We start from the raw sequence: 17,883 nt of genomic DNA, 5'->3' as shown, positions 1-17,883 counted from the left end.
AGTATTCATGAAATCGCTACCGCTCCGCGCTGCCCTGGCAGCGCTCATCCTGGGCAGCGCCGCGCCGCTTGCGGCCAAGCCGCTGGTGGTGTGTACCGAAGCCAGCCCCGAGGGCTTCGATGTCGTCCAGTACACCACGGCCGTGACGTTCGATGCCTCGTCCGAAACCCTGTTCAACCGCCTGGTCGATTTCACCCCCGGGACGACCGACATCCAGCCGGCACTGGCGGAACGCTGGGACATCTCCGCTGATGGCCTGACGTACACCTTCCACCTGCGCCAGGGGGTGAAGTTCCACACCACCGACTACTTCACGCCCACCCGCGACTTCAATGCCGACGACGTGCTGTGGAGCCTGCGCCGCCAGCTCGACCCTCAACACCCCTGGCACGACAAGACCAGCGTCGGCTACCCGTATTTCGAAAGCATGGCCTTTGGCAAATTGCTCAAGTCGGTAGACAAGACTGACGATCACACCGTGGTGATCACCCTCACCCGCCCGGAAGCACCGTTTCTGCGTGACATGGCCATGGGCTTCACCTCGATCTACTCCGCCGAATACGGCGACCAGTTGCTGAAGGCAGGTAAGACAGGCGACCTCAACAGCAAGCCGATCGGCACCGGCCCGTTCATCTTCCAGCGCTACAGCAAGGACGCACAGGTCCGCTACAAGGCCAACCCAGACTACTTCCGTGGCAAACCACCGGCCGATGCCCTGATCTTTGCCATCGCCAGCGACAGCAACGTCCGCCTGCAGAAGCTACGCGCCAACGAATGCCAGGTAGCGCTATACCCCAAGCCCGAGGACGTGCCGTCGATCAAGGCTGACCCTAAGCTCAAGATCGCCAACACCGAAGCACTGGTTACCGGCTACATCGCCATGAACACCGAGCACAAATACCTCAGTGATGTGCGGGTGCGCAAAGCCATCGACATGGCCTTCGACCGCCAGTCCCACGTCGATCAGCTATTCGGCAAAGGCAACGCCCTGGTCGCTATCAACCCCTACCCGCCGTCAATGATCGGCTTCAACCGCGACAACAAAAACCCACCCCGCGACCTGGACAAGGCACGTGCGCTGCTCAAGGAGGCCGGTGTGCCGGAGGGTACGGTCATCACCCTGTTCACCCGCAACGGCGGCGGCCCGACCAACCCCAACCCGCGGCTGTCGGCCGAGATGTTGCAATCAGACCTGGCCAAGGTTGGCATCAAGCTCGACATCCGCGTCATGGAGTGGGCCGAGATGCTGCGCCGGGCAAAAAAAGGCGAAGCCGACCTGGTGTCCACCGGCTGGGCCAGCGACAACGGCGACCCAGACAATTTCCTCACCCCGCTGCTCAGCTGCGAGGCGGCGAAAAATGGCGAGAACTACGCGCGCTGGTGCAACTCGAAATTCCAGGCGTTGATCACCCAAGCCCGCGAGGTGATCGATAACGACGCGCGTGCAAGGCTCTATAGCGAGGCATTGAAGGTGTACGATGACGACCAACCCTGGATCAGCATGGCCCACCCGAAGGTGTTTACCGCCATGCGTGACAACGTGGAGGGTTACGTGATCAACCCTCTGACCAACAACAACTTCGCCACCACCCGGGTGAAGTAGAAAAACAACGACCGCCGGCAGCCCACACGGGGACCGGCGGCACTGCCGTGGCGTGCTGACTGCCGCCAGGCCTGAAGAGGTAACCCCGACAATGTTGAGTTTTATTGCCCGGCGCCTGGGCCTGCTGATCCCGACCTTCTTCGGTATCACCTTGCTCACCTTCGCGCTCATACGCCTGATCCCCGGCGACCCGGTGGAAGTGATGATGGGCGAGCGCAGGGTCGACCCCGAAATGCACGCCCAGGCCATGGAGCGCCTGGGCCTGAACAAGCCACTGCCGGTCCAGTACCTGGACTATGTGGGCAAGCTCGCCCAGGGTGACCTGGGCGAATCGCTGCGTACCCGCGAGAGCGTGTGGACCGAATTCCTCACCCTGTTCCCCGCCACCTTGGAGCTGGCCTTCGCCGCCCTGCTGTTCGCCGGCATCGTCGGCCTGCTGGCCGGGGTGATCGCGGCACTGAAGCGGGGCTCGCTGTTCGATCATGGGGTGATGGGCATCTCGCTCGCTGGCTACTCCATGCCGATTTTCTGGTGGGGCCTGATCCTGATCATGTTCTTCTCGGTCAGCCTGGGCTGGACGCCGGTGTCCGGGCGCATCGACCTGCTCTACGACATCGAGCCGAAAACCGGTTTCATGCTGATCGACACCCTGCTCAGTGACGAAGAAGGCGCGTTCAAGGATGCGGTGATGCACCTGATCCTGCCGGCCATCGTACTGGGCACCATTCCGCTGGCGGTGATCGCCCGCATGACCCGCTCGTCGATGCTCGAAGTACTGCGCGAAGACTATATCCGCACCGCCCGCGCCAAGGGCCTGTCGCCCGCCCGCGTGGTGTTCGTGCACGGCCTGCGTAACGCGCTGATCCCGGTGCTCACCGTGTTCGGCCTGCAAGTCGGCACACTGCTGGCCGGCGCCGTGCTCACCGAAACCATCTTTTCCTGGCCGGGCATCGGCAAATGGCTGATCGAAGCCATTGGTGCCCGTGACTACCCCGTGGTCCAGAACGGCATCCTGTTGATCGCCTGCCTGGTGATTCTGGTCAACTTCGTCGTGGACATCCTCTACGGCCTGGCCAACCCACGCATCCGTCATCAGCGCTGAGGCCTTTGCCATGACTAGCCCGATTGCAAAATCCGTCGCACCGGCCAGCCCGGTGGACCAAAGCCTGCTCTACCCCTCGCCGTACAAGGAATTCTGGCACGCCTTCTCGCGCAACAAAGGCGCGGTGATGGGCCTGGCCTTCATGTGCCTGGTGGTGTTCTGCGCCCTGTTCGCCCCTTGGGTCGCACCGCATGACCCGAGCGAGCAGTACCGCGACTTCCTGCTGACCCCGCCGGTGTGGCTCGAAGGCGGTACCTGGCAGTTCATCCTCGGCACCGACGAACTGGGCCGCGACCTGCTGTCGCGCTTGATCCAGGGCGCCCGGCTGTCATTGCTGATCGGCCTGTCGTCGGTGGTGATGTCGCTGATCCCGGGGATTCTGCTGGGCCTGCTGGCCGGCTTCTTTCCGCACTTCCTCGGCCCCTCGATCATGCGCCTGATGGACGTGATGCTAGCCCTGCCCTCGCTGCTACTGGCCGTGGCCATCGTCGCCATCCTCGGCCCTGGCCTGATCAACACCGTGATCGCCATCGCCATCGTCTCGTTGCCTGCCTATGTGCGCCTGACCCGCGCCGCGGTAATGGGCGAACTCAACCGCGACTACGTCACCGCCGCCCGCCTGGCCGGTGCCAGCTTGCCGCGGCTGATGTTCGTCACCGTGCTGCCCAACTGCATGGCGCCGTTGATCGTGCAGGCCACCTTGAGTTTCTCCTCGGCGATCCTCGACGCCGCGGCCCTGGGCTTCCTCGGCCTGGGCGTGCAACCGCCCACTCCCGAGTGGGGCACCATGCTGGCCTCGGCCCGCGACTACATCGAGCGGGCCTGGTGGGTGGTGAGCCTGCCGGGGGTGACCATTCTGCTCAGCGTGCTGGCAATCAACCTGATGGGCGACGGACTGCGCGATGCGCTGGACCCGAAACTCAAGAACGCCGCCTGAGGAGAACGCCATGTCACTGTTGCAGATCAACAACCTCAATGTGCGCTTCGGCGACGCCCATGCAGTACCGGTGGTGGATGGCCTGGACCTGGCCGTGGATGCCGGTGAGATCCTGGCCATCGTCGGCGAGTCCGGCTCGGGCAAATCCGTCACCATGATGGCCCTGATGGGCCTGATCGACGCCCCCGGGCGCATCACCGCCGATACCATGACGTTCAACGGCACCGACATGCTCAAGCTCAGCGGCCGCCAGCGCCGCAAGGTGGTGGGCAAGGACATCGCCATGGTCTTCCAGGACCCGATGACCGCGCTCAACCCGAGCTTCACCGTGGGCTACCAGATCGAAGAAGTGCTGCGCCAGCACCTGGGCCTGAAGGGCAAGGCTGCGCGCCAGCGGGCCCTGGAACTGTTGAAAAAAGTCGAGATCCCGGCCGCGGAAAGCCGCCTGGACGCGTATCCGCACCAGCTGTCTGGCGGCATGAGCCAGCGCGTGGCGATCGCCATGGCGATTGCCGGCGAACCCAAGCTGCTGATCGCCGACGAACCCACCACCGCCCTCGACGTGACCATCCAGGCGCAGATCATGGAGCTGCTGGTCAACCTGCAGAAAGAGCGCAACATGGCGCTCATTCTCATTACCCATGACCTGGCCGTAGTGGCTGAAACCGCCCGCCGCGTGTGTGTGATGTACGCCGGGCAAGCGGTAGAAGTGGGCCAGGTGCCCGAGCTGTTCGACGTCCCCGCACACCCCTACACCGAAGCCCTGCTGGCGGCGATCCCCGAGCACAGCCTGGGCGCCGAGCGCCTGGCCACCCTGCCCGGCATCGTCCCTGGCCGTTACGACCGGCCACAAGGTTGCTTGCTGTCGCCGCGTTGCCCGTACGTGCAGGACAACTGCCGGCAACAGCGCCCGCCCCTCGCCCCCCAGGCACACAGCCTGGTGCGTTGCTTCTACCCGCTGAACCAGGAGGTGGCGTGATGGCCGTCGTACTTACTGCCCGCGAGCTGACTCGCCATTACGAAGTGTCCCGCGGCCTGTTCAAGGGCCATGCCCTGGTGCGTGCGCTCAATGGCGTATCGTTCGAGCTGGAGGCCGGCAAGACCCTGGCTGTGGTCGGTGAATCCGGCTGTGGCAAATCGACCCTGGCCCGCGCCCTGACCTTGATCGAAGAGCCCTCCTCCGGCTCGCTGCAGATCGCCGGCACCGAGGTCACAGGCGCCAGCAAGGCCGAGCGCAAGCAACTGCGCCGCGATGTGCAGATGGTCTTCCAAAGCCCGTATGCCTCGCTGAACCCGCGCCAGAAGATCGGCGACCAATTGGCCGAGCCACTGCTGATCAATACCTCGCTGAACAAGGCCGAGCGGCGCGAGAAAGTGCAGAAGATGATGGAGCAGGTCGGCCTGCGACCCGAGCACTACCAGCGCTACCCGCACATGTTCTCGGGGGGGCAGCGTCAGCGTATCGCCCTGGCCCGGGCCATGATGCTGCAGCCCAAGGTGCTGGTGGCGGACGAGCCGACCTCTGCACTGGACGTGTCGATCCAGGCACAGGTGCTGAACCTGTTCATGGACCTGCAGAAGGAATTCAACACCGCTTACGTATTCATCTCGCACAACCTGGCGGTGGTGCGGCATGTGGCGGATCAGGTGTTGGTGATGTACCTGGGGCGGCCGGCGGAGATGGGGCCGAAAGCGGATATCTACGAGAAGCCGCTGCACCCTTATACCCAGGCATTGCTGTCGGCAACACCGGCGATTCATCCAGACCCGTTGAAGCCTAAGATTCGCATTGCGGGGGAATTACCCAACCCGTTGAACCCGCCGGATGGCTGCGCGTTTCACAAGCGTTGCCCGTATGCGACGGAGCGGTGTGCTGTTGAAGTGCCGGCCTTCAGGCAAGTGGGAACCCGGCAAGTCGCCTGCCATTATGCAGAGCAATTTCTCTAGGTCGGTGTGACATTCTTCGCGGGGCAAGCCCGCTCCCACAGATATCACACTGCCCTCAAGAACAGTGTGAGATCTGTGGGAGCGGGCTTGCCCCGCGAAGGGCCGCAAAGCGGCCCCATGTCTCAATGCATGAATATCGCGATCAGGATGATCACCGGAATCGGTACCCCAAGCATCCACAGCAGTAATGAGCGCATATTGTTTCTCCTTCCTTAACGTTGAATGCTTCGATGGGTCGTGTAGCCCACGCCTTCCCCTTCCAGCCACAGCACGCGATCACGCTGACGGCCACCGAACAACGCAGCCAGGCTGGCAAAGAACGCACCGCAGAGCAGCGCAACGAAGGTCCACAGCGCCGTCCAGGCCGCCACTTTGGCCGCCGTATCAGCCGCCTGTTTTGCCTGCACCTTGGCCTGCTGCACTTGGGCGTACACTTCATCTACCCGTGCTTCGGCTTCCGCCTGGCTCAAGCGGGTACGCTGGGCCACCAATTGCGCGAGATACGCGCGGTCACCTTCAGCCAGCGTGCCACCCTGCGCGATGGACTTGGCCAGGATGCGCGCCGCTACGCCGTTGGCAGCATCGTCGCTGACCGCTGCTGGGCCATCGCTACGGAACAGGCTGTCGACGAAGTAACCATTGGCATCAGGCTTGGGCGCCATGCTCGCAGCCGCCCCAACCGCCGTCGCCCCGGCCTGCACGCCCGCACCGGCCAAACCACCGACGGTGCCAACGATCAGCATGGCCGCAACCAGCGTGGCCACTGCCCAGGCGAGGAAGCCATGGGCCGTGTCGCGGAAATACACTTCATCGCCATGCAAATTGGCCCACTTCACCCGCAGCCGGCCGGCGATATAGCCGCCCAGGCCTGAAGCGAGAATCTGCGTCAACAACAACCAAATGATCGCCGACACGCCCAAGGTCTGGGCGCTGGCACCTTCATCTGCCCAGGGCGAAGTGGCGGCAAAGCCAAGCCCCGCACCGAGCACCACAAGGATCAAAGACAGCGCGGCAGCAGCAGCGGCACCCGCGAAGATGGCCGCCCAGGACACGCCTGAACGATTCTGGGAATCGACATACGGATATTCGGCAGAGGGGATCATGGTTTTTCGCCTTTATTGTGAGCATCGGGACCAGTCGCGTGATGATCGGTGCAGAGGCCGTGCCACATGTGTCAAAAAATGACTTTCAAGCGAATCAACGGGTTAGCTCAAACACGTTTCCTGGAGTCGTGCAAAACACCCGGTTTGCTCGTACAGGCTCAGGGTTTATGCAATGTCTTCTGGCCGCGCCCACTGGCTTGCCTACCGCCACTGCCACCGGCACTATTTGCCAATGCGTTCTACCCCCCCTGCCGACGGCCCCGAACAGACGCCCATCACCGCCGAAACCGTGATGCGCTATCACCTGTGCTGGAAGCACCGCGACCTCGACGGCGTCATTGCGCTGTATCACCCAGACGTGCGGTACCACGACTTCTTCCAGAACCGCGTGCTCGGCTTCAACGACCTGCGCGACTACGTGCGCGCCAGCCTGCCACGTGAGGCGGGTGAAGATATCGTCCACAGCGACCGCATCCGCGTCGATGGCTGCACTGCCTTCATCCAGTACCAGGTCACCGTGCAGGGCGGCGAAGGCCTAGTCGCGTTCCAGTCCAGCGAGGCCATCACCGTCAAGGATGGCCTGATCTGGCGGGTCAACGAATACGCCACGCTGGTGCGACAGCAGGGCAAGGGGCTGACCAACGCCGGGCCGCGACCGGCCACCAGCCGCCTCGGCCTTTCGCCGCGCCAGCTGTCGACCATGGCCCAGGACCTGGAGCACTACTTCCAGCGTCAACGCCCCTACCTCGACCCGGAACTCGACCTGCAACAGGTCGCCGATGCCAGCGGCTACAGCCGCAACCAGATCTCCTACCTGCTCAACCAGGTGCTGGGCCAAAGCTTCTACCGCTACGTCAACCAGGCGCGCCTGCAGCACCTGATGGCCAGCCTGGATGACGACACTGCCCAGGCTCCGATCGACGACCTGGCATTCAGCGCGGGCTTCAATTCGCTGTCGGCGTTCTACAAGTGCTTCCGCGAGCACACCGGGCTCACGCCCAAGGCCTACCTCAAGCAAATTTCTCTGCGTGCACGCACGTAAGACAGCCGCTGGCTGACAGCACTAGGATCGCCCACAGACCTTGACCGATGTGGAGCCGAACCCGATGCAACCCCTGCGCACGCTCAGCCTGTGGATGGACCAGCTCGACGAGCCGCTGCGCGCGCGCCCGGCACTGCGCGATGACCTCGACGTTGACGTGTGCATCATCGGCGCCGGTTATACCGGCCTGTGGACCGCGTACTACCTCAAGCGCCAGGCGCCACAGCTGAGCATCGCGGTGATCGAAGCCAACGTCGCCGGCTTCGGCGCATCGGGGCGCAATGGCGGCTGGCTGATGGGCAACCTGCTCGGCGAGGACCGCCTGCTGGCCAGCCTGTCGCCGCAACAACGCCGCGCCAGCATCGACCTGCTGCACGGCATTCCCGATGAAGTGCACGCCGTGCTGCAACGCGAAGCCATCGACTGCGACTACCGCAAAGGTGGCGTGCTGTATTGCGCTGCCCGCTACCCCGAGCAGGAGCGCAGCCTGCGCGCCTACCTGGACGACCTCTACCGCCAGGGCATGACCGAGGATGACTACCGCTGGCTGCGCCCCGAGCAGCTGGACGCCCAGTTGCGGGTCAGCAACGCCTACGGTGCGATCTACAGCCCGCACACCGCAACGATCCAGCCGGCCAAGCTGGCGCGCGGCCTGGCCCGGGCGGTAGAAAACCTCGGCGTGCCGATTTACGAGAACACCCCTGCCATCGACTGGCAGCCGGGTGAAGTGCGTACCCCGCTGGCACGCATCCGCTGCCAGTGGACGGTGCCCGCTGTGGAAGGTTACGCCGCCAGCCTGCCACCGCTGGGCAAGCATCAGTTGCCAGTGCAGAGCCTGCTGGTGGCCACCGAGCCACTGCCGGAATCGACCTGGGAGCAGATCGGCCTGAGCCAGGGCCAGGCGTTCAGCGAAAGCAGCCGCCAGGTTACCTATGGCCAGCGCACGGCCGACAATCGCCTGGTGTTCGGCGCCCGCGGCGGCTACCGCTTCGGTGGCCGGCTACGCGAAGACTTCACCCTGACCGATGCCGAAGTTGACCTGCGCCGCTACCTATTCAGCGAGCTGTTCCCCCAGCTCAAGCATGTGCGCATCACCCATTCCTGGGGCGGCAACCTGGGCATGGCCCGGCGCTTCCGCCCGCACATGCTGTGCGACCGCCAACGCGGTATTGCCCTGGCCGGTGGCTATGGCGGCGAAGGCGTCGGAGCCACCAACCTCGGCGGGCGCACCCTGGCTGCGCTGATCCTCAACCAGCACAACGCACTGACCGCACAACCCTGGGTGCTCGACAACCGTCCGCTGTCGAGCCTGGCCACCTGGCCGGCCGAGCCCTGCCGCTGGCTGGGCTACAACGCGATCATCCAAAGCTTCGTGCACGAGGACCGAACCCTCGCCAACCCCGCCAGCGCGCCTTGGAGGCGGCGCCTGGCCAGCTCGCTCGCAGACTTCATGGAAGGCTTCATGCAGTGATAAAGCTGCAGGTGCAATTAGCATGGCTTTTGTAGGAGCAGCCTTGCGCTGCGAAGAGGCCGGTGAAACCAACACCAATATGGGTGTTATTACCGGCCTCTTCGCAGCACAAGGCTGCTCCTACAGGGGGCTTGATCAGCCCTGGGATCAGTGGTGTTCGCGGGTAGCGCGCAGACGCGGATTTGGGCAATCAGCATCAACAGGGCTTTTTGTAGGAGCAGCCTTGTGCTGCGAAGAGGCCGGTGAAACCAACACCAATATGGGTGTTATTACCGGCCTCTTCGCAGCACAAGGCTGCTCCTACAGGGGGCTTGATCAGCCCCGGGATCAGTGGTGTTCGCGGGTGGCGCAGACACGGATCTGGGCAATCAGCATCAACAGGGCTTTTTGTAGGAGCAGCCTTGTGCTGCGAAGAGGCCGGTGAAACCACCACCTAATGTGGGTGATATTACCGGCCTCTTCGCAGCACAAGGCTGCGCCTACAGGGGGCTAGATCAGCCCTGGGATCAGTGGTGTTCGCGGGTAGCGCGGAACTTGACGTCCGGCCAGCGCTCTTCCATCAGCGACAGGTTGACCCGGGTCGGCGCCAGGTAGGTCAGGTGACCGCCACCGTCGATGGCCAGGTTCTCCATGGCCTTGGTCTGGAATTCCTCGAGCTTCTTCTTGTCGTCACAGCTGATCCAGCGCGCGGACCACACAGTGATCGGCTCGTAGGCGCATTCGACCTTGTACTCTTCCTTCAGGCGGCTGGCGACCACATCGAACTGCAGCACACCGACCGCACCGAGGATGATGTCGTTGCTGCGTTCTGGGAAGAACACCTGGGTCGCGCCCTCTTCGGCCAATTGCTGCAGGCCCTGACGCAACTGCTTGGACTTGAGCGGGTCTTTCAGGCGCACACGGCGGAACAGCTCTGGAGCGAAGTGCGGAATACCGGTGAAGCCCAGCGCCTCGCCTTCGGTGAAGGTGTCGCCGATCTGGATGGTGCCGTGGTTGTGCAGGCCGATGATGTCGCCAGCAAAGGCTTCTTCCAGCTGCTCGCGCTCGGAAGAGAAGAAGGTCAGCGCGTCACCGATGCGCAGGTCCTTGCCGGTACGCACGTGGCGCATTTTCATGCCCTTCTCGTACTTGCCCGAGCAGATGCGCATGAAGGCGATACGGTCGCGGTGTTTCGGGTCCATGTTCGCCTGGATCTTGAACACGAAGCCTGTGAACTTCTCTTCCACCGGCTCCACGGTACGCTCGTGGGCCACACGGGCCAGCGGGCGCGGCGCCCAGTCGACAACGGCGTCGAGTACATGGTCGACACCGAAGTTGCCCAGTGCGGTACCGAAGAACACCGGCGTCAGCTGGCCATTGATGAACTCGTCCTGATCGAATTCATGGCAAGCGCCCTGAACCAGCTCAAGCTGCTCGAGGAAGCGATCATATTCGTCACCCAGGTGCGCACGGGCTTCATCGGAATCGAGCTTCTCGATGATCTTGACCTCGGTACGCTCATGGCCGTGGCCCGGGGTGTAGACGATGATGTAGTCGCCGGCCAGGTGGTACACGCCCTTGAAATCGCGGTAGCAACCGATCGGCCAGGTGATCGGCGCGGCCTTGATCTTCAGAACGGCTTCGATCTCGTCGAGCAGTTCGATCGGGTCGCGGATGTCACGGTCGAGTTTGTTGATGAAGCTGACGATGGGCGTGTCGCGCAGGCGGCAGACATCCATCAGGGCGATGGTGCGCGGCTCTACACCTTTACCGCCGTCGAGCACCATCAGCGCCGAGTCCACTGCGGTCAGGGTGCGGTAGGTGTCTTCCGAGAAGTCTTCGTGGCCGGGGGTGTCGAGCAGGTTGATCATGTGCTCGCGGTACGGGAACTGCATCACCGAGGTGGTGATCGAGATGCCGCGCTGCTTCTCCATTTCCATCCAGTCGGAGGTGGCGTGGCGGTCGGACTTGCGCGACTTCACGGTACCGGCGACGGCAATGGCCTTGCCCATCAGCAGGAGCTTCTCGGTGATGGTGGTCTTACCGGCGTCGGGGTGGGAAATAATGGCGAAAGTGCGGCGCTTCGCGACTTCGGCGGCCTGGTTGGTCATGGGAAATCGCCTGACTGGGGGATTCAAAAAGGGGCGATATCATACCTGAAGTTGGGCCTGGACCAAAACTGGAGGAATGAGTGGTGCCTGTGCCGGCCTATTCGCGGGTAAACCCGCTCCCACAGGGACCGTACAAGGCTTAACCCTGTGGGAGCGGGTTTACCCGCGAAAGGGCCGGCACAGCCAATACAAATTCAGAAGGCACACGCTTTATCACGACAAAAGGCTACAGGCCAGTTATTTCAACGCCTTCAGCGCGTTAAGTCGCTGTTTTTTCTCGCCATATTTAATATCCACCAGTGATTAACACTGGCCAAATGCCGCCTCAGATGGGAACCTTTACGCCCTCGGAGACGTCCACTCCCCTGCAACCCGCTTCGGTTGGGGACTGGTTTCATCAGCTTTTTCGGGCCCGACGGGGTTCGGCTCATGGCCTGATCGCAGCCTTCGGTTGCTTCACGCTGCTACTCGCGAACACACCACTCGCTGCCAGGTATGGCCGGCCAAAAAAAGAGTGTGCTCGCCGACAACACAAGGAGTCCGCCTGTGGCTACACGCTACGGAAAAGGGCTGTTGGGATGCGCCACCGTGCTCGTCATCCTGGCCCTGCTGATCCACTGGATCGGCATCGACACGATCGCGCGTTACCGCGACGATCTTGGGTTCTACCTGCAAGCGCATCTGATACTGGTGCTGGCTTCGATGGCGGCGGCGTTGGCCGTGGGCATCCCCGCTGGCATTGCGCTAAGTCGACCGCACCGGGTCGACAAAGCCGAGCGCTTCATGCAGTTCTTCAACGTTGGCAACACCATCCCCCCGCTGGCCGTTCTGGCCATCGCGCTCAGTATCCTGGGCATCGGCGCCGGGCCCGCGATCTTCGCGCTGTTCCTCGCCTCCCTCCTGCCCATCGTGCGCAACACTTACGAAGGCCTGAAAAACGTCCCCGCCTCGCTCAAAGAAGCCGCCACCGGCATCGGCATGACCCCGCGCCAGCAACTGTGGCAGGTGGAACTGCCCAATGCCGTGCCAATCATCGTCGGCGGTGTGCGTGTGGCCCTGGCGCTGAACGTGGGCACCGCACCCCTGGCATTCCTGATTGGCGCCAACAGCCTGGGCAGCCTGATTTTCCCTGGCATTGCCTTGAACAACCAGCCGCAGCTGCTGCTGGGTGCCGCGTGTACGGCGCTGCTGGCATTGCTGCTCGACGCCCTGGTGAGCTTCTCCAGCAAGCGCTGGCTGGAACGTGGCCTGGCCCAATAAGACGAGGGAACGTATGAAGAAGAGAATCGCCTTGCTGCTCGGCGCAGCCCTGCTGTTTACAGGTGTTGCCCAGGCAGCGGACAAACCGCTGGTGCGTATCGGTGCGAGGGTGTTCACCGAACAGACCGTGCTTGCCGAAATCACCGCCCAATACCTGCGCGCCAACGGCTTCGATGTGCGCGTGACCACCGGCCTTGGCAGCAGCATTGCACGCCAGGCGCAGGAAACCGGCCAGCTCGACCTGATGTGGGAGTACACCGGTGTGTCGTTGGTGTCGTACAACCACATCGATGAACGCATGCCAAACGCCGAAGCCACCTACGCCAAGGTCAAGGCGCTTGATGCGAAAAAAGACCTGATCTGGCTGACCCCGTCGAAATTCAGCAACACCTATGCCCTTGGCCTGCCTAAAGAGGTCGCCGAGGCCTACCCGCAGGTGAATACGATCAGCGACCTCAACCAGGTGCTACGTGACGAAAGCAAACGCAACCACCTGGTGGCCCTGGACACCGAGTTCGCCAATCGCCCGGACGGCCTGGTCGGCCTCAAAGCCATGTACAACCTGCAAGTCGGCAGGGCCAACATCCGCCAGATGGACGCGGGGCTGGTTTACACCGCCATGCACAACAACCAGGTGTTCGCCGGGCTGGTCTACACCACCGACGGGCGCCTGAACGCGTTCGACCTCAAGTTGCTCGAAGACGACAAGCACTACTTCCCTGACTACACCGCTGCGCCTGTCGTACGCAAAGCCGTGCTCGACGCCAACCCGCAATTGGCCGCCCTGCTCAAACCGCTGGCCGAGCAGCTCGACGACGAAACCATGCGTCAGCTCAACGCCAAGGTCGACGTCGAACACCAGAACCCGACCGCCGTGGCCGCAGCCTTCCTGCGTGAACACCCCTTGAAGGAGGTACAGCCATGAGCCTGCTCGACACCTTCGCCCACCTCGATTGGGCCCAGGTCCTGCAATTGACCTGGCAGCACATCATGTTGGTCGGCATTGCCGTCAGCCTGGCCATCCTCGTCGGCGTGCCACTGGGCATCCTGATGACTCGCTTCCCGGCCGTCGCCGGCCCCCTGCAAGCCAGTGCCACGGTGCTCCTGACCATCCCCTCGATCGCCCTGTTCGGCCTGCTGCTGCCGTTCTACTCCAAGTTCGGCCAGGGCCTCGGCCCGCTGCCGGCGATCACCGCCGTGTTCCTTTATTCACTGCTGCCGATTCTGCGCAACACCTACCTGGCGCTGACCAACGTCGAGCCCGGCATCCGTGAAGCCGCGCGCGGCATCGGCATGACCTTCGGCCAGCGCCTGCGCATGGTCGAGCTGCCCATCGCGGTGCCGGTGATCCTGGCCGGCGTGCGCACCGCCGTGGTGATGAACATCGGCGTGATGACCATTGCCGCGACCATCGGTGCCGGCGGCCTGGGCGTCCTCATCCTCACCTCCATCAGCCGCAGCGACATGTCGATGCTGCTGGTCGGCGCCGTATTGGTCAGCCTGCTAGCGATCATCGCCGACCTGCTGCTGCAAACCCTGCAACGTGCCCTGACTCCAGAAGGACTGCGCTCATGATCGAACTCAAGAACCTCAGCAAAACCTTCAACGTCAACGGCAAGGACGTCAAAGCCGTCGACGCGGTCAACCTCACCGTCAACGAGGGCGAAATCTGCGTGTTCCTCGGCCCCTCGGGCTGCGGCAAGAGCACCACGCTGAAGATGATCAACCGCCTGATCACCCCCACCTCGGGCCAAGTGTTCATCAATGGCGAAGACACCAGCGCGCTGGACGAAGTGACCCTGCGCCGGCGCATCGGCTACGTGATCCAGCAGATCGGCCTGTTCCCCAACATGACCATCGAAGAGAACATCACCGTGGTCCCGCGCCTGCTCGGTTGGGACAAGCAGAAGTGCCACGACCGCGCCCGCGAGCTGATGCACATGATCAAGCTCGAACCCAAGCAGTACCTGCAGCGCTACCCACGCGAGCTGTCCGGCGGCCAGCAGCAGCGTATTGGTGTGATCCGTGCGCTGGCGGCCGAGGCCCCGGTGCTGTTGATGGACGAGCCGTTCGGCGCGGTCGACCCGATCAACCGCGAGATGATCCAGAACGAGTTCTTCGAGATGCAGCGGGCGCTGAACAAGACCGTGATCATGGTCAGCCACGACATCGACGAAGCGATCAAGCTGGGCGACAAGATTGCCATCTTCCGTGCCGGCAAGCTGTTGCAGCTGGACCACCCGGACACCCTGCTGGCGCACCCGGTGGATGATTTTGTCAGCAACTTCGTCGGCCAGGACAGCACATTGAAACGCCTGTTGCTGGTGCGCGCCGAGGATGCGGCAGACAACGCACCGTCGGTAAGCCCGGAGACGCCGGTGAGCGATGCGCTGGAGCTGCTGGACGAGCACGACCGCCGCTATGTGGTGGTGACCGATGCGCAGAACAAAGCGCTGGGCTATGTGCGCCGGCGCGACATGCACCGCCAGCAAGGGACCTGTGGCGACTTCCTGCGCCAATTCAACGCCACGGCGTCGCACGATGAGCACTTGCGCATCCTGCTGTCGCGGATGTACGAGTTCAATCGGTCGTGGTTGCCGGTGCTGGATGCCGAGCAGGTGTTCTTGGGCGAGGTGACGCAGGAGTCGATTGCGGCTTACCTGAGCTCGGGGCGTTCGCGGGGGGCGAAGACCAGCATTGTTTCGCCGGCTGAGGCGGTGGTCTCCTGAAGAAATGAGTTGGCCTCTTCGCGGGTAAACCCGCTCCCACAGGTCCTGCGTAATTCCTGTGGGAGCGGGTTTACCCGCGAAGCAGGCGACGCTACATCAGAACCCTACACTGGCCTGCACATAGAACGTCCGCGGCTCACCCACATAAATCCCCGCATTGTTATCGCTGGAGCGGGTGAAGTACTGCTTGTCGAACAGGTTCTTCACCCCCGCCGCCAGCGTCAGGTTGGACAGCTTCGGCCCGAAGTCGTACCCACCGCGGGCATGCCAGGTCACGTAGCCCGGAATGTCGCCATACTGCCCATCGGCGCTCGGCTCGGTGATGTAGTCGCCATTGAAGCTGCCATCGGCATTGATACCGGTACCCGGCGCGCGCTGCTTGGATTGGGCGTAGGCGTCCAGGTTCCAGGTCCAGTGGTTGACCGCGTAACGCACGCCGGCAGTGGCCACCTGGCGTGAATAGAACGGCAGATCACGGCCCTTGAAGCCAGGAATCTCCCCCTCGTAGGTCGCGCGGGTATAGGTATAGCCGCCATTGACCGACAGCCCCTCCAGCCGTGCATCCAGCCCGGCCAGGTCATAGCGCACCGACGCCTCGATCCCTTGGTGCTTGGTGGCGCCCAGGTTGGTCCAGCCGACATCGTTGCTGATGTACTGCAGCTCGTCATCGAAGTCGATGTAGAACGCTGTCAGCTCACCGGCGAAGCCGCCATTGTCATAACGCGTACCCACCTCGTAGGTCTTGGCCTTTTCCGGCTCCAGGCCATTGGCCGTGCTGTTGCCGGTGCCGCCTTGGCCCAGCTGGAAGTACTGCAGGCTGCCGAACGAGGTCTCGTAGTTGGCGAACACCTTCCAGGCATCGGAGAGGTGGTACATCACACTCAGCGCCGGCAGCGGCTCGTTGCTGGTGATGCTGCGCTTTTTCTCCGCCACCGGGCGGTTGTTGGCGTCCAGCACCGGGCGGTCGCGCCAGTCGGTGTTGATGTGCTCGAAACGCACGCCCGGGGTGATGGTCCAGTTGCCGACGTCGATCTTGTCATCGATGTAGTAGGCGCTGGCTTCGGTGCCGCCGCTGCGGTCCTGGAACACGTGGCCATCGGAGGTCGGGGTCGACGTCGGTACGTTGTCGATCAGCGCCAGGCGGGTCGACTGCTCGCGCATGGCTTCTTTCAGGTAGCGATAGCCAACACTGACTTCCTGGGTGGTCGGGCCGGCGAAGAAGATCCGCGACACCCGCGGCTCGATGGCGAAGGTGTGGTAGTTGCGCGGGTACGAGGACAGGGTCTTCATGTCACGCGAGGCGATGGCACTGCCGCGAAAACTGTCGGTGTAGTAGGTCAGCACTTCGAACTGGGTGGCGTCGTCGAGCTGGCGCTGCCACTTGAACGACACGTCCTTGCGCCGGCCGGCAAAGTAGTCGTAGTCACGCAGCGACTGGTACGGGTTGCTGTCGTACTGAGCCTGGGTCAGGCCACCGGGCATGTCGGCACGGCCATCGTAGTAGTGGAAGTTGAGCCAGAACTCGTCGACGTCGGTCGGCGCCCAGTGGGTCTTGAGGATGACGTCGTCGATGTCGTTGCCGTTGTTGCTCTCGCGGTAGCCGTTGCCGTTCACCCCGGTGTACAACAGCGCAACGCCCATGCCGTTGTCGGCGGTGCCGCCGACAAAGGCCGATTCGGTGTGCTTCCAGCCGCCGTGCTGCGAGGTTTCCAGGGTGGTGGAAAGTTGTGCCGAGGCCTGCTCCGGGATTGCCCGGGTGACGAAGTTGATTACCCCACCGACGTTCTGCGGGCCATAGCGCACAGAGCCGGCACCGCGCACCACGTCGATGCTGTCGAGGTTGCCCGAAGAGATCGGCGCCATCGACAACTGCGGCTGGCCATAGGGGGCGAAGGCAGCCGGGATGCCATCGATCAACACGGTCGAGCGTGGCGACAAACGCGAGGTCAGGCCGCGCACGCCAACGTTCAGTGACAGGTCGCTGCCACCGGTGCCGTTGGAATCCTGCACCTGCACGCCGGGGATACCGCGCAGCACGTCGCGCACGTTCATCGCGCCCTTCTCCACCATGGCCTCACGCCGCACCACGGTGCGCGCGCCTGGGTGGTTCTGGACCACGGCCTGGTCAGCATCGCCCAACCAGTCGCCGACAACCTTGATGTCGGTGGGCGCCAGCTCCAGGCTACCGCTGCCCAGGTCGAGCGTGGTGGGCAGTGGCTTGACCACCACGGTGTCCTGCGACACCTCGAACGTCAGCCCGCTGCCTTGCAGCAACTGTTGCAGCGCCTGCACCGGCGCCAGGTTGCCGGACACTGCCGGGGCCTGTTTACCGGCCACGAGTTCCGGGCTGTAGAACAGCTGCAGGTTGGTTTGCTGGCCCAGCTGGCTTAGCGCCGAAGCCAGCGGTTGCGCCTGGATCTGAATGGCAGTGCCGGCCTGCTCGGCCTGGCTGTTGACGGCCACGGCACTGACCGCAAGGGCCAGCGCCAGGGCGCGCACGCGTGGGAAAGGCTTGTTGTTGTTCACGTCGTCAAGACATCCTGAAGTTCGGGATAAACGCCAACCGCATGCAAATGGAAATGCTTGGCAGTTGCAGCTG

The 17,883-nt window shown here is 63.2% G+C and carries 14 protein-coding genes; 11 read left to right on the top strand and 3 right to left on the bottom strand.

The features are described 5' to 3' along the window. The first annotated feature begins 7 nt into the window (after positions 1-7). From GIB19_RS18650 to GIB19_RS18630, 5 genes are all read left to right on the top strand, one after another. Positions 8-1,603, top strand: a complete 1,596-nt coding sequence (locus tag GIB19_RS18650; protein ID WP_033694295.1) for an ABC transporter substrate-binding protein — start codon at positions 8-10, stop codon at positions 1,601-1,603. Positions 1,604-1,694: 91 nt separating this feature from the next. Further along, the gene (locus GIB19_RS18645) at positions 1,695-2,705 is read left to right on the top strand and encodes an ABC transporter permease subunit (RefSeq protein WP_016485006.1); all 1,011 of its coding nucleotides are present in this window, start codon (positions 1,695-1,697) and stop codon (positions 2,703-2,705) included. A gap of 10 nt (positions 2,706-2,715) precedes the next feature. Then, the gene (locus GIB19_RS18640) at positions 2,716-3,642 is read left to right on the top strand and encodes an ABC transporter permease subunit (protein WP_027595574.1); all 927 of its coding nucleotides are present in this window, start codon (positions 2,716-2,718) and stop codon (positions 3,640-3,642) included. Between the two features lie 10 nt (positions 3,643-3,652). After that, the gene (locus tag GIB19_RS18635) at positions 3,653-4,621 is read left to right on the top strand and encodes an ABC transporter ATP-binding protein (protein WP_274887545.1); all 969 of its coding nucleotides are present in this window, start codon (positions 3,653-3,655) and stop codon (positions 4,619-4,621) included. Beyond that, on the top strand, positions 4,621-5,589 hold the full coding sequence (locus tag GIB19_RS18630; protein WP_099428382.1) for a peptide ABC transporter ATP-binding protein: 969 nt from the start codon (positions 4,621-4,623) through the stop codon (positions 5,587-5,589). The genes GIB19_RS18635 and GIB19_RS18630 overlap by 1 nt, the downstream gene beginning before the upstream one ends. Before the next feature lie 212 nt (positions 5,590-5,801). On the opposite strand, the gene GIB19_RS18625 is transcribed toward GIB19_RS18630, so the two are convergent. Beyond that, positions 5,802-6,692, bottom strand: coding sequence for a hypothetical protein (locus GIB19_RS18625; protein ID WP_027595571.1), 891 nt, complete (start codon positions 6,690-6,692; stop codon positions 5,802-5,804). 232 nt (positions 6,693-6,924) lie between these two features. Between GIB19_RS18625 and GIB19_RS18620 the strand changes: the two genes are divergently transcribed. Then, positions 6,925-7,734: an AraC family transcriptional regulator gene (locus tag GIB19_RS18620; protein WP_274887541.1), complete on the top strand. Its 810-nt coding sequence runs from the start codon at positions 6,925-6,927 to the stop codon at positions 7,732-7,734. A 64-nt stretch (positions 7,735-7,798) separates the two neighbouring features. Further along, entirely contained in the window at positions 7,799-9,205 is a 1,407-nt protein-coding gene (locus tag GIB19_RS18615; protein WP_274887539.1) for an NAD(P)/FAD-dependent oxidoreductase, read from the top strand. Between the two features lie 506 nt (positions 9,206-9,711). On the opposite strand, the gene GIB19_RS18610 is transcribed toward GIB19_RS18615, so the two are convergent. Then, entirely contained in the window at positions 9,712-11,295 is a 1,584-nt protein-coding gene (locus GIB19_RS18610) for a peptide chain release factor 3 (RefSeq protein WP_027595568.1), read from the bottom strand. 546 nt (positions 11,296-11,841) lie between these two features. On the opposite strand from GIB19_RS18610, the gene GIB19_RS18605 reads away from it, so the two are divergent. The 4 genes from GIB19_RS18605 to GIB19_RS18590 are packed head-to-tail and all read left to right on the top strand — an operon-like array spanning position 11,842 to position 15,284. Further along, the gene (locus GIB19_RS18605; protein ID WP_027595567.1) at positions 11,842-12,555 is read left to right on the top strand and encodes an ABC transporter permease; all 714 of its coding nucleotides are present in this window, start codon (positions 11,842-11,844) and stop codon (positions 12,553-12,555) included. A 13-nt stretch (positions 12,556-12,568) separates the two neighbouring features. Beyond that, a complete protein-coding gene (locus GIB19_RS18600; protein ID WP_274887536.1) occupies positions 12,569-13,480 on the top strand; it encodes a glycine betaine ABC transporter substrate-binding protein in 912 nt (303 codons plus the stop codon). Then, positions 13,477-14,130 carry an ABC transporter permease gene (locus GIB19_RS18595; RefSeq protein ID WP_008090677.1) on the top strand — a complete coding sequence of 218 codons (654 nt, stop codon included), beginning with the start codon at positions 13,477-13,479 and terminating at the stop codon, positions 14,128-14,130. Before GIB19_RS18600 ends, GIB19_RS18595 begins: the two co-directional genes overlap by 4 nt. Next, positions 14,127-15,284 carry an osmoprotectant ABC transporter ATP-binding protein OsmV gene (locus tag GIB19_RS18590; protein ID WP_238210423.1) on the top strand — a complete coding sequence of 386 codons (1,158 nt, stop codon included), beginning with the start codon at positions 14,127-14,129 and terminating at the stop codon, positions 15,282-15,284. The genes GIB19_RS18595 and GIB19_RS18590 overlap by 4 nt, the downstream gene beginning before the upstream one ends. A 96-nt stretch (positions 15,285-15,380) precedes the next feature. On the opposite strand, the gene GIB19_RS18585 is transcribed toward GIB19_RS18590, so the two are convergent. After that, positions 15,381-17,810 (bottom strand): TonB-dependent siderophore receptor, encoded by a 2,430-nt coding sequence (locus GIB19_RS18585; RefSeq protein WP_099428378.1) that lies wholly within the window; start codon positions 17,808-17,810, stop codon positions 15,381-15,383. Positions 17,811-17,883: the final 73 nt, after the last annotated feature.

It is taken from the genome of Pseudomonas sp. ITEM 17296, assembly GCF_028895205.1.
Taxonomy (GTDB): Bacteria; Pseudomonadota; Gammaproteobacteria; order Pseudomonadales; family Pseudomonadaceae; genus Aquipseudomonas; species Aquipseudomonas kermanshahensis.
This window is presented reverse-complemented; position numbering and strand designations above follow the sequence as displayed.

Excerpts from the sequence above, each read along its gene's own strand:
- GIB19_RS18650 (WP_033694295.1), top strand. The coding sequence starts at position 8 with ATGAAATCGCTACCGCTCCGCGCTGCCCTGGCAGCGCTCATCCTGGGC.
- GIB19_RS18645 (WP_016485006.1), top strand. The coding sequence starts at position 1,695 with ATGTTGAGTTTTATTGCCCGGCGCCTGGGCCTGCTGATCCCGACCTTC.
- GIB19_RS18640 (WP_027595574.1), top strand. The coding sequence starts at position 2,716 with ATGACTAGCCCGATTGCAAAATCCGTCGCACCGGCCAGCCCGGTGGAC.
- GIB19_RS18635 (WP_274887545.1), top strand. The coding sequence starts at position 3,653 with ATGTCACTGTTGCAGATCAACAACCTCAATGTGCGCTTCGGCGACGCC.
- GIB19_RS18630 (WP_099428382.1), top strand. The coding sequence starts at position 4,621 with ATGGCCGTCGTACTTACTGCCCGCGAGCTGACTCGCCATTACGAAGTG.
- GIB19_RS18625 (WP_027595571.1), bottom strand. The coding sequence starts at position 6,692 with ATGATCCCCTCTGCCGAATATCCGTATGTCGATTCCCAGAATCGTTCA.
- GIB19_RS18620 (WP_274887541.1), top strand. The coding sequence starts at position 6,925 with ATGCGTTCTACCCCCCCTGCCGACGGCCCCGAACAGACGCCCATCACC.
- GIB19_RS18615 (WP_274887539.1), top strand. The coding sequence starts at position 7,799 with ATGCAACCCCTGCGCACGCTCAGCCTGTGGATGGACCAGCTCGACGAG.
- GIB19_RS18610 (WP_027595568.1), bottom strand. The coding sequence starts at position 11,295 with ATGACCAACCAGGCCGCCGAAGTCGCGAAGCGCCGCACTTTCGCCATT.
- GIB19_RS18600 (WP_274887536.1), top strand. The coding sequence starts at position 12,569 with ATGAAGAAGAGAATCGCCTTGCTGCTCGGCGCAGCCCTGCTGTTTACA.
- GIB19_RS18595 (WP_008090677.1), top strand. The coding sequence starts at position 13,477 with ATGAGCCTGCTCGACACCTTCGCCCACCTCGATTGGGCCCAGGTCCTG.
- GIB19_RS18590 (WP_238210423.1), top strand. The coding sequence starts at position 14,127 with ATGATCGAACTCAAGAACCTCAGCAAAACCTTCAACGTCAACGGCAAG.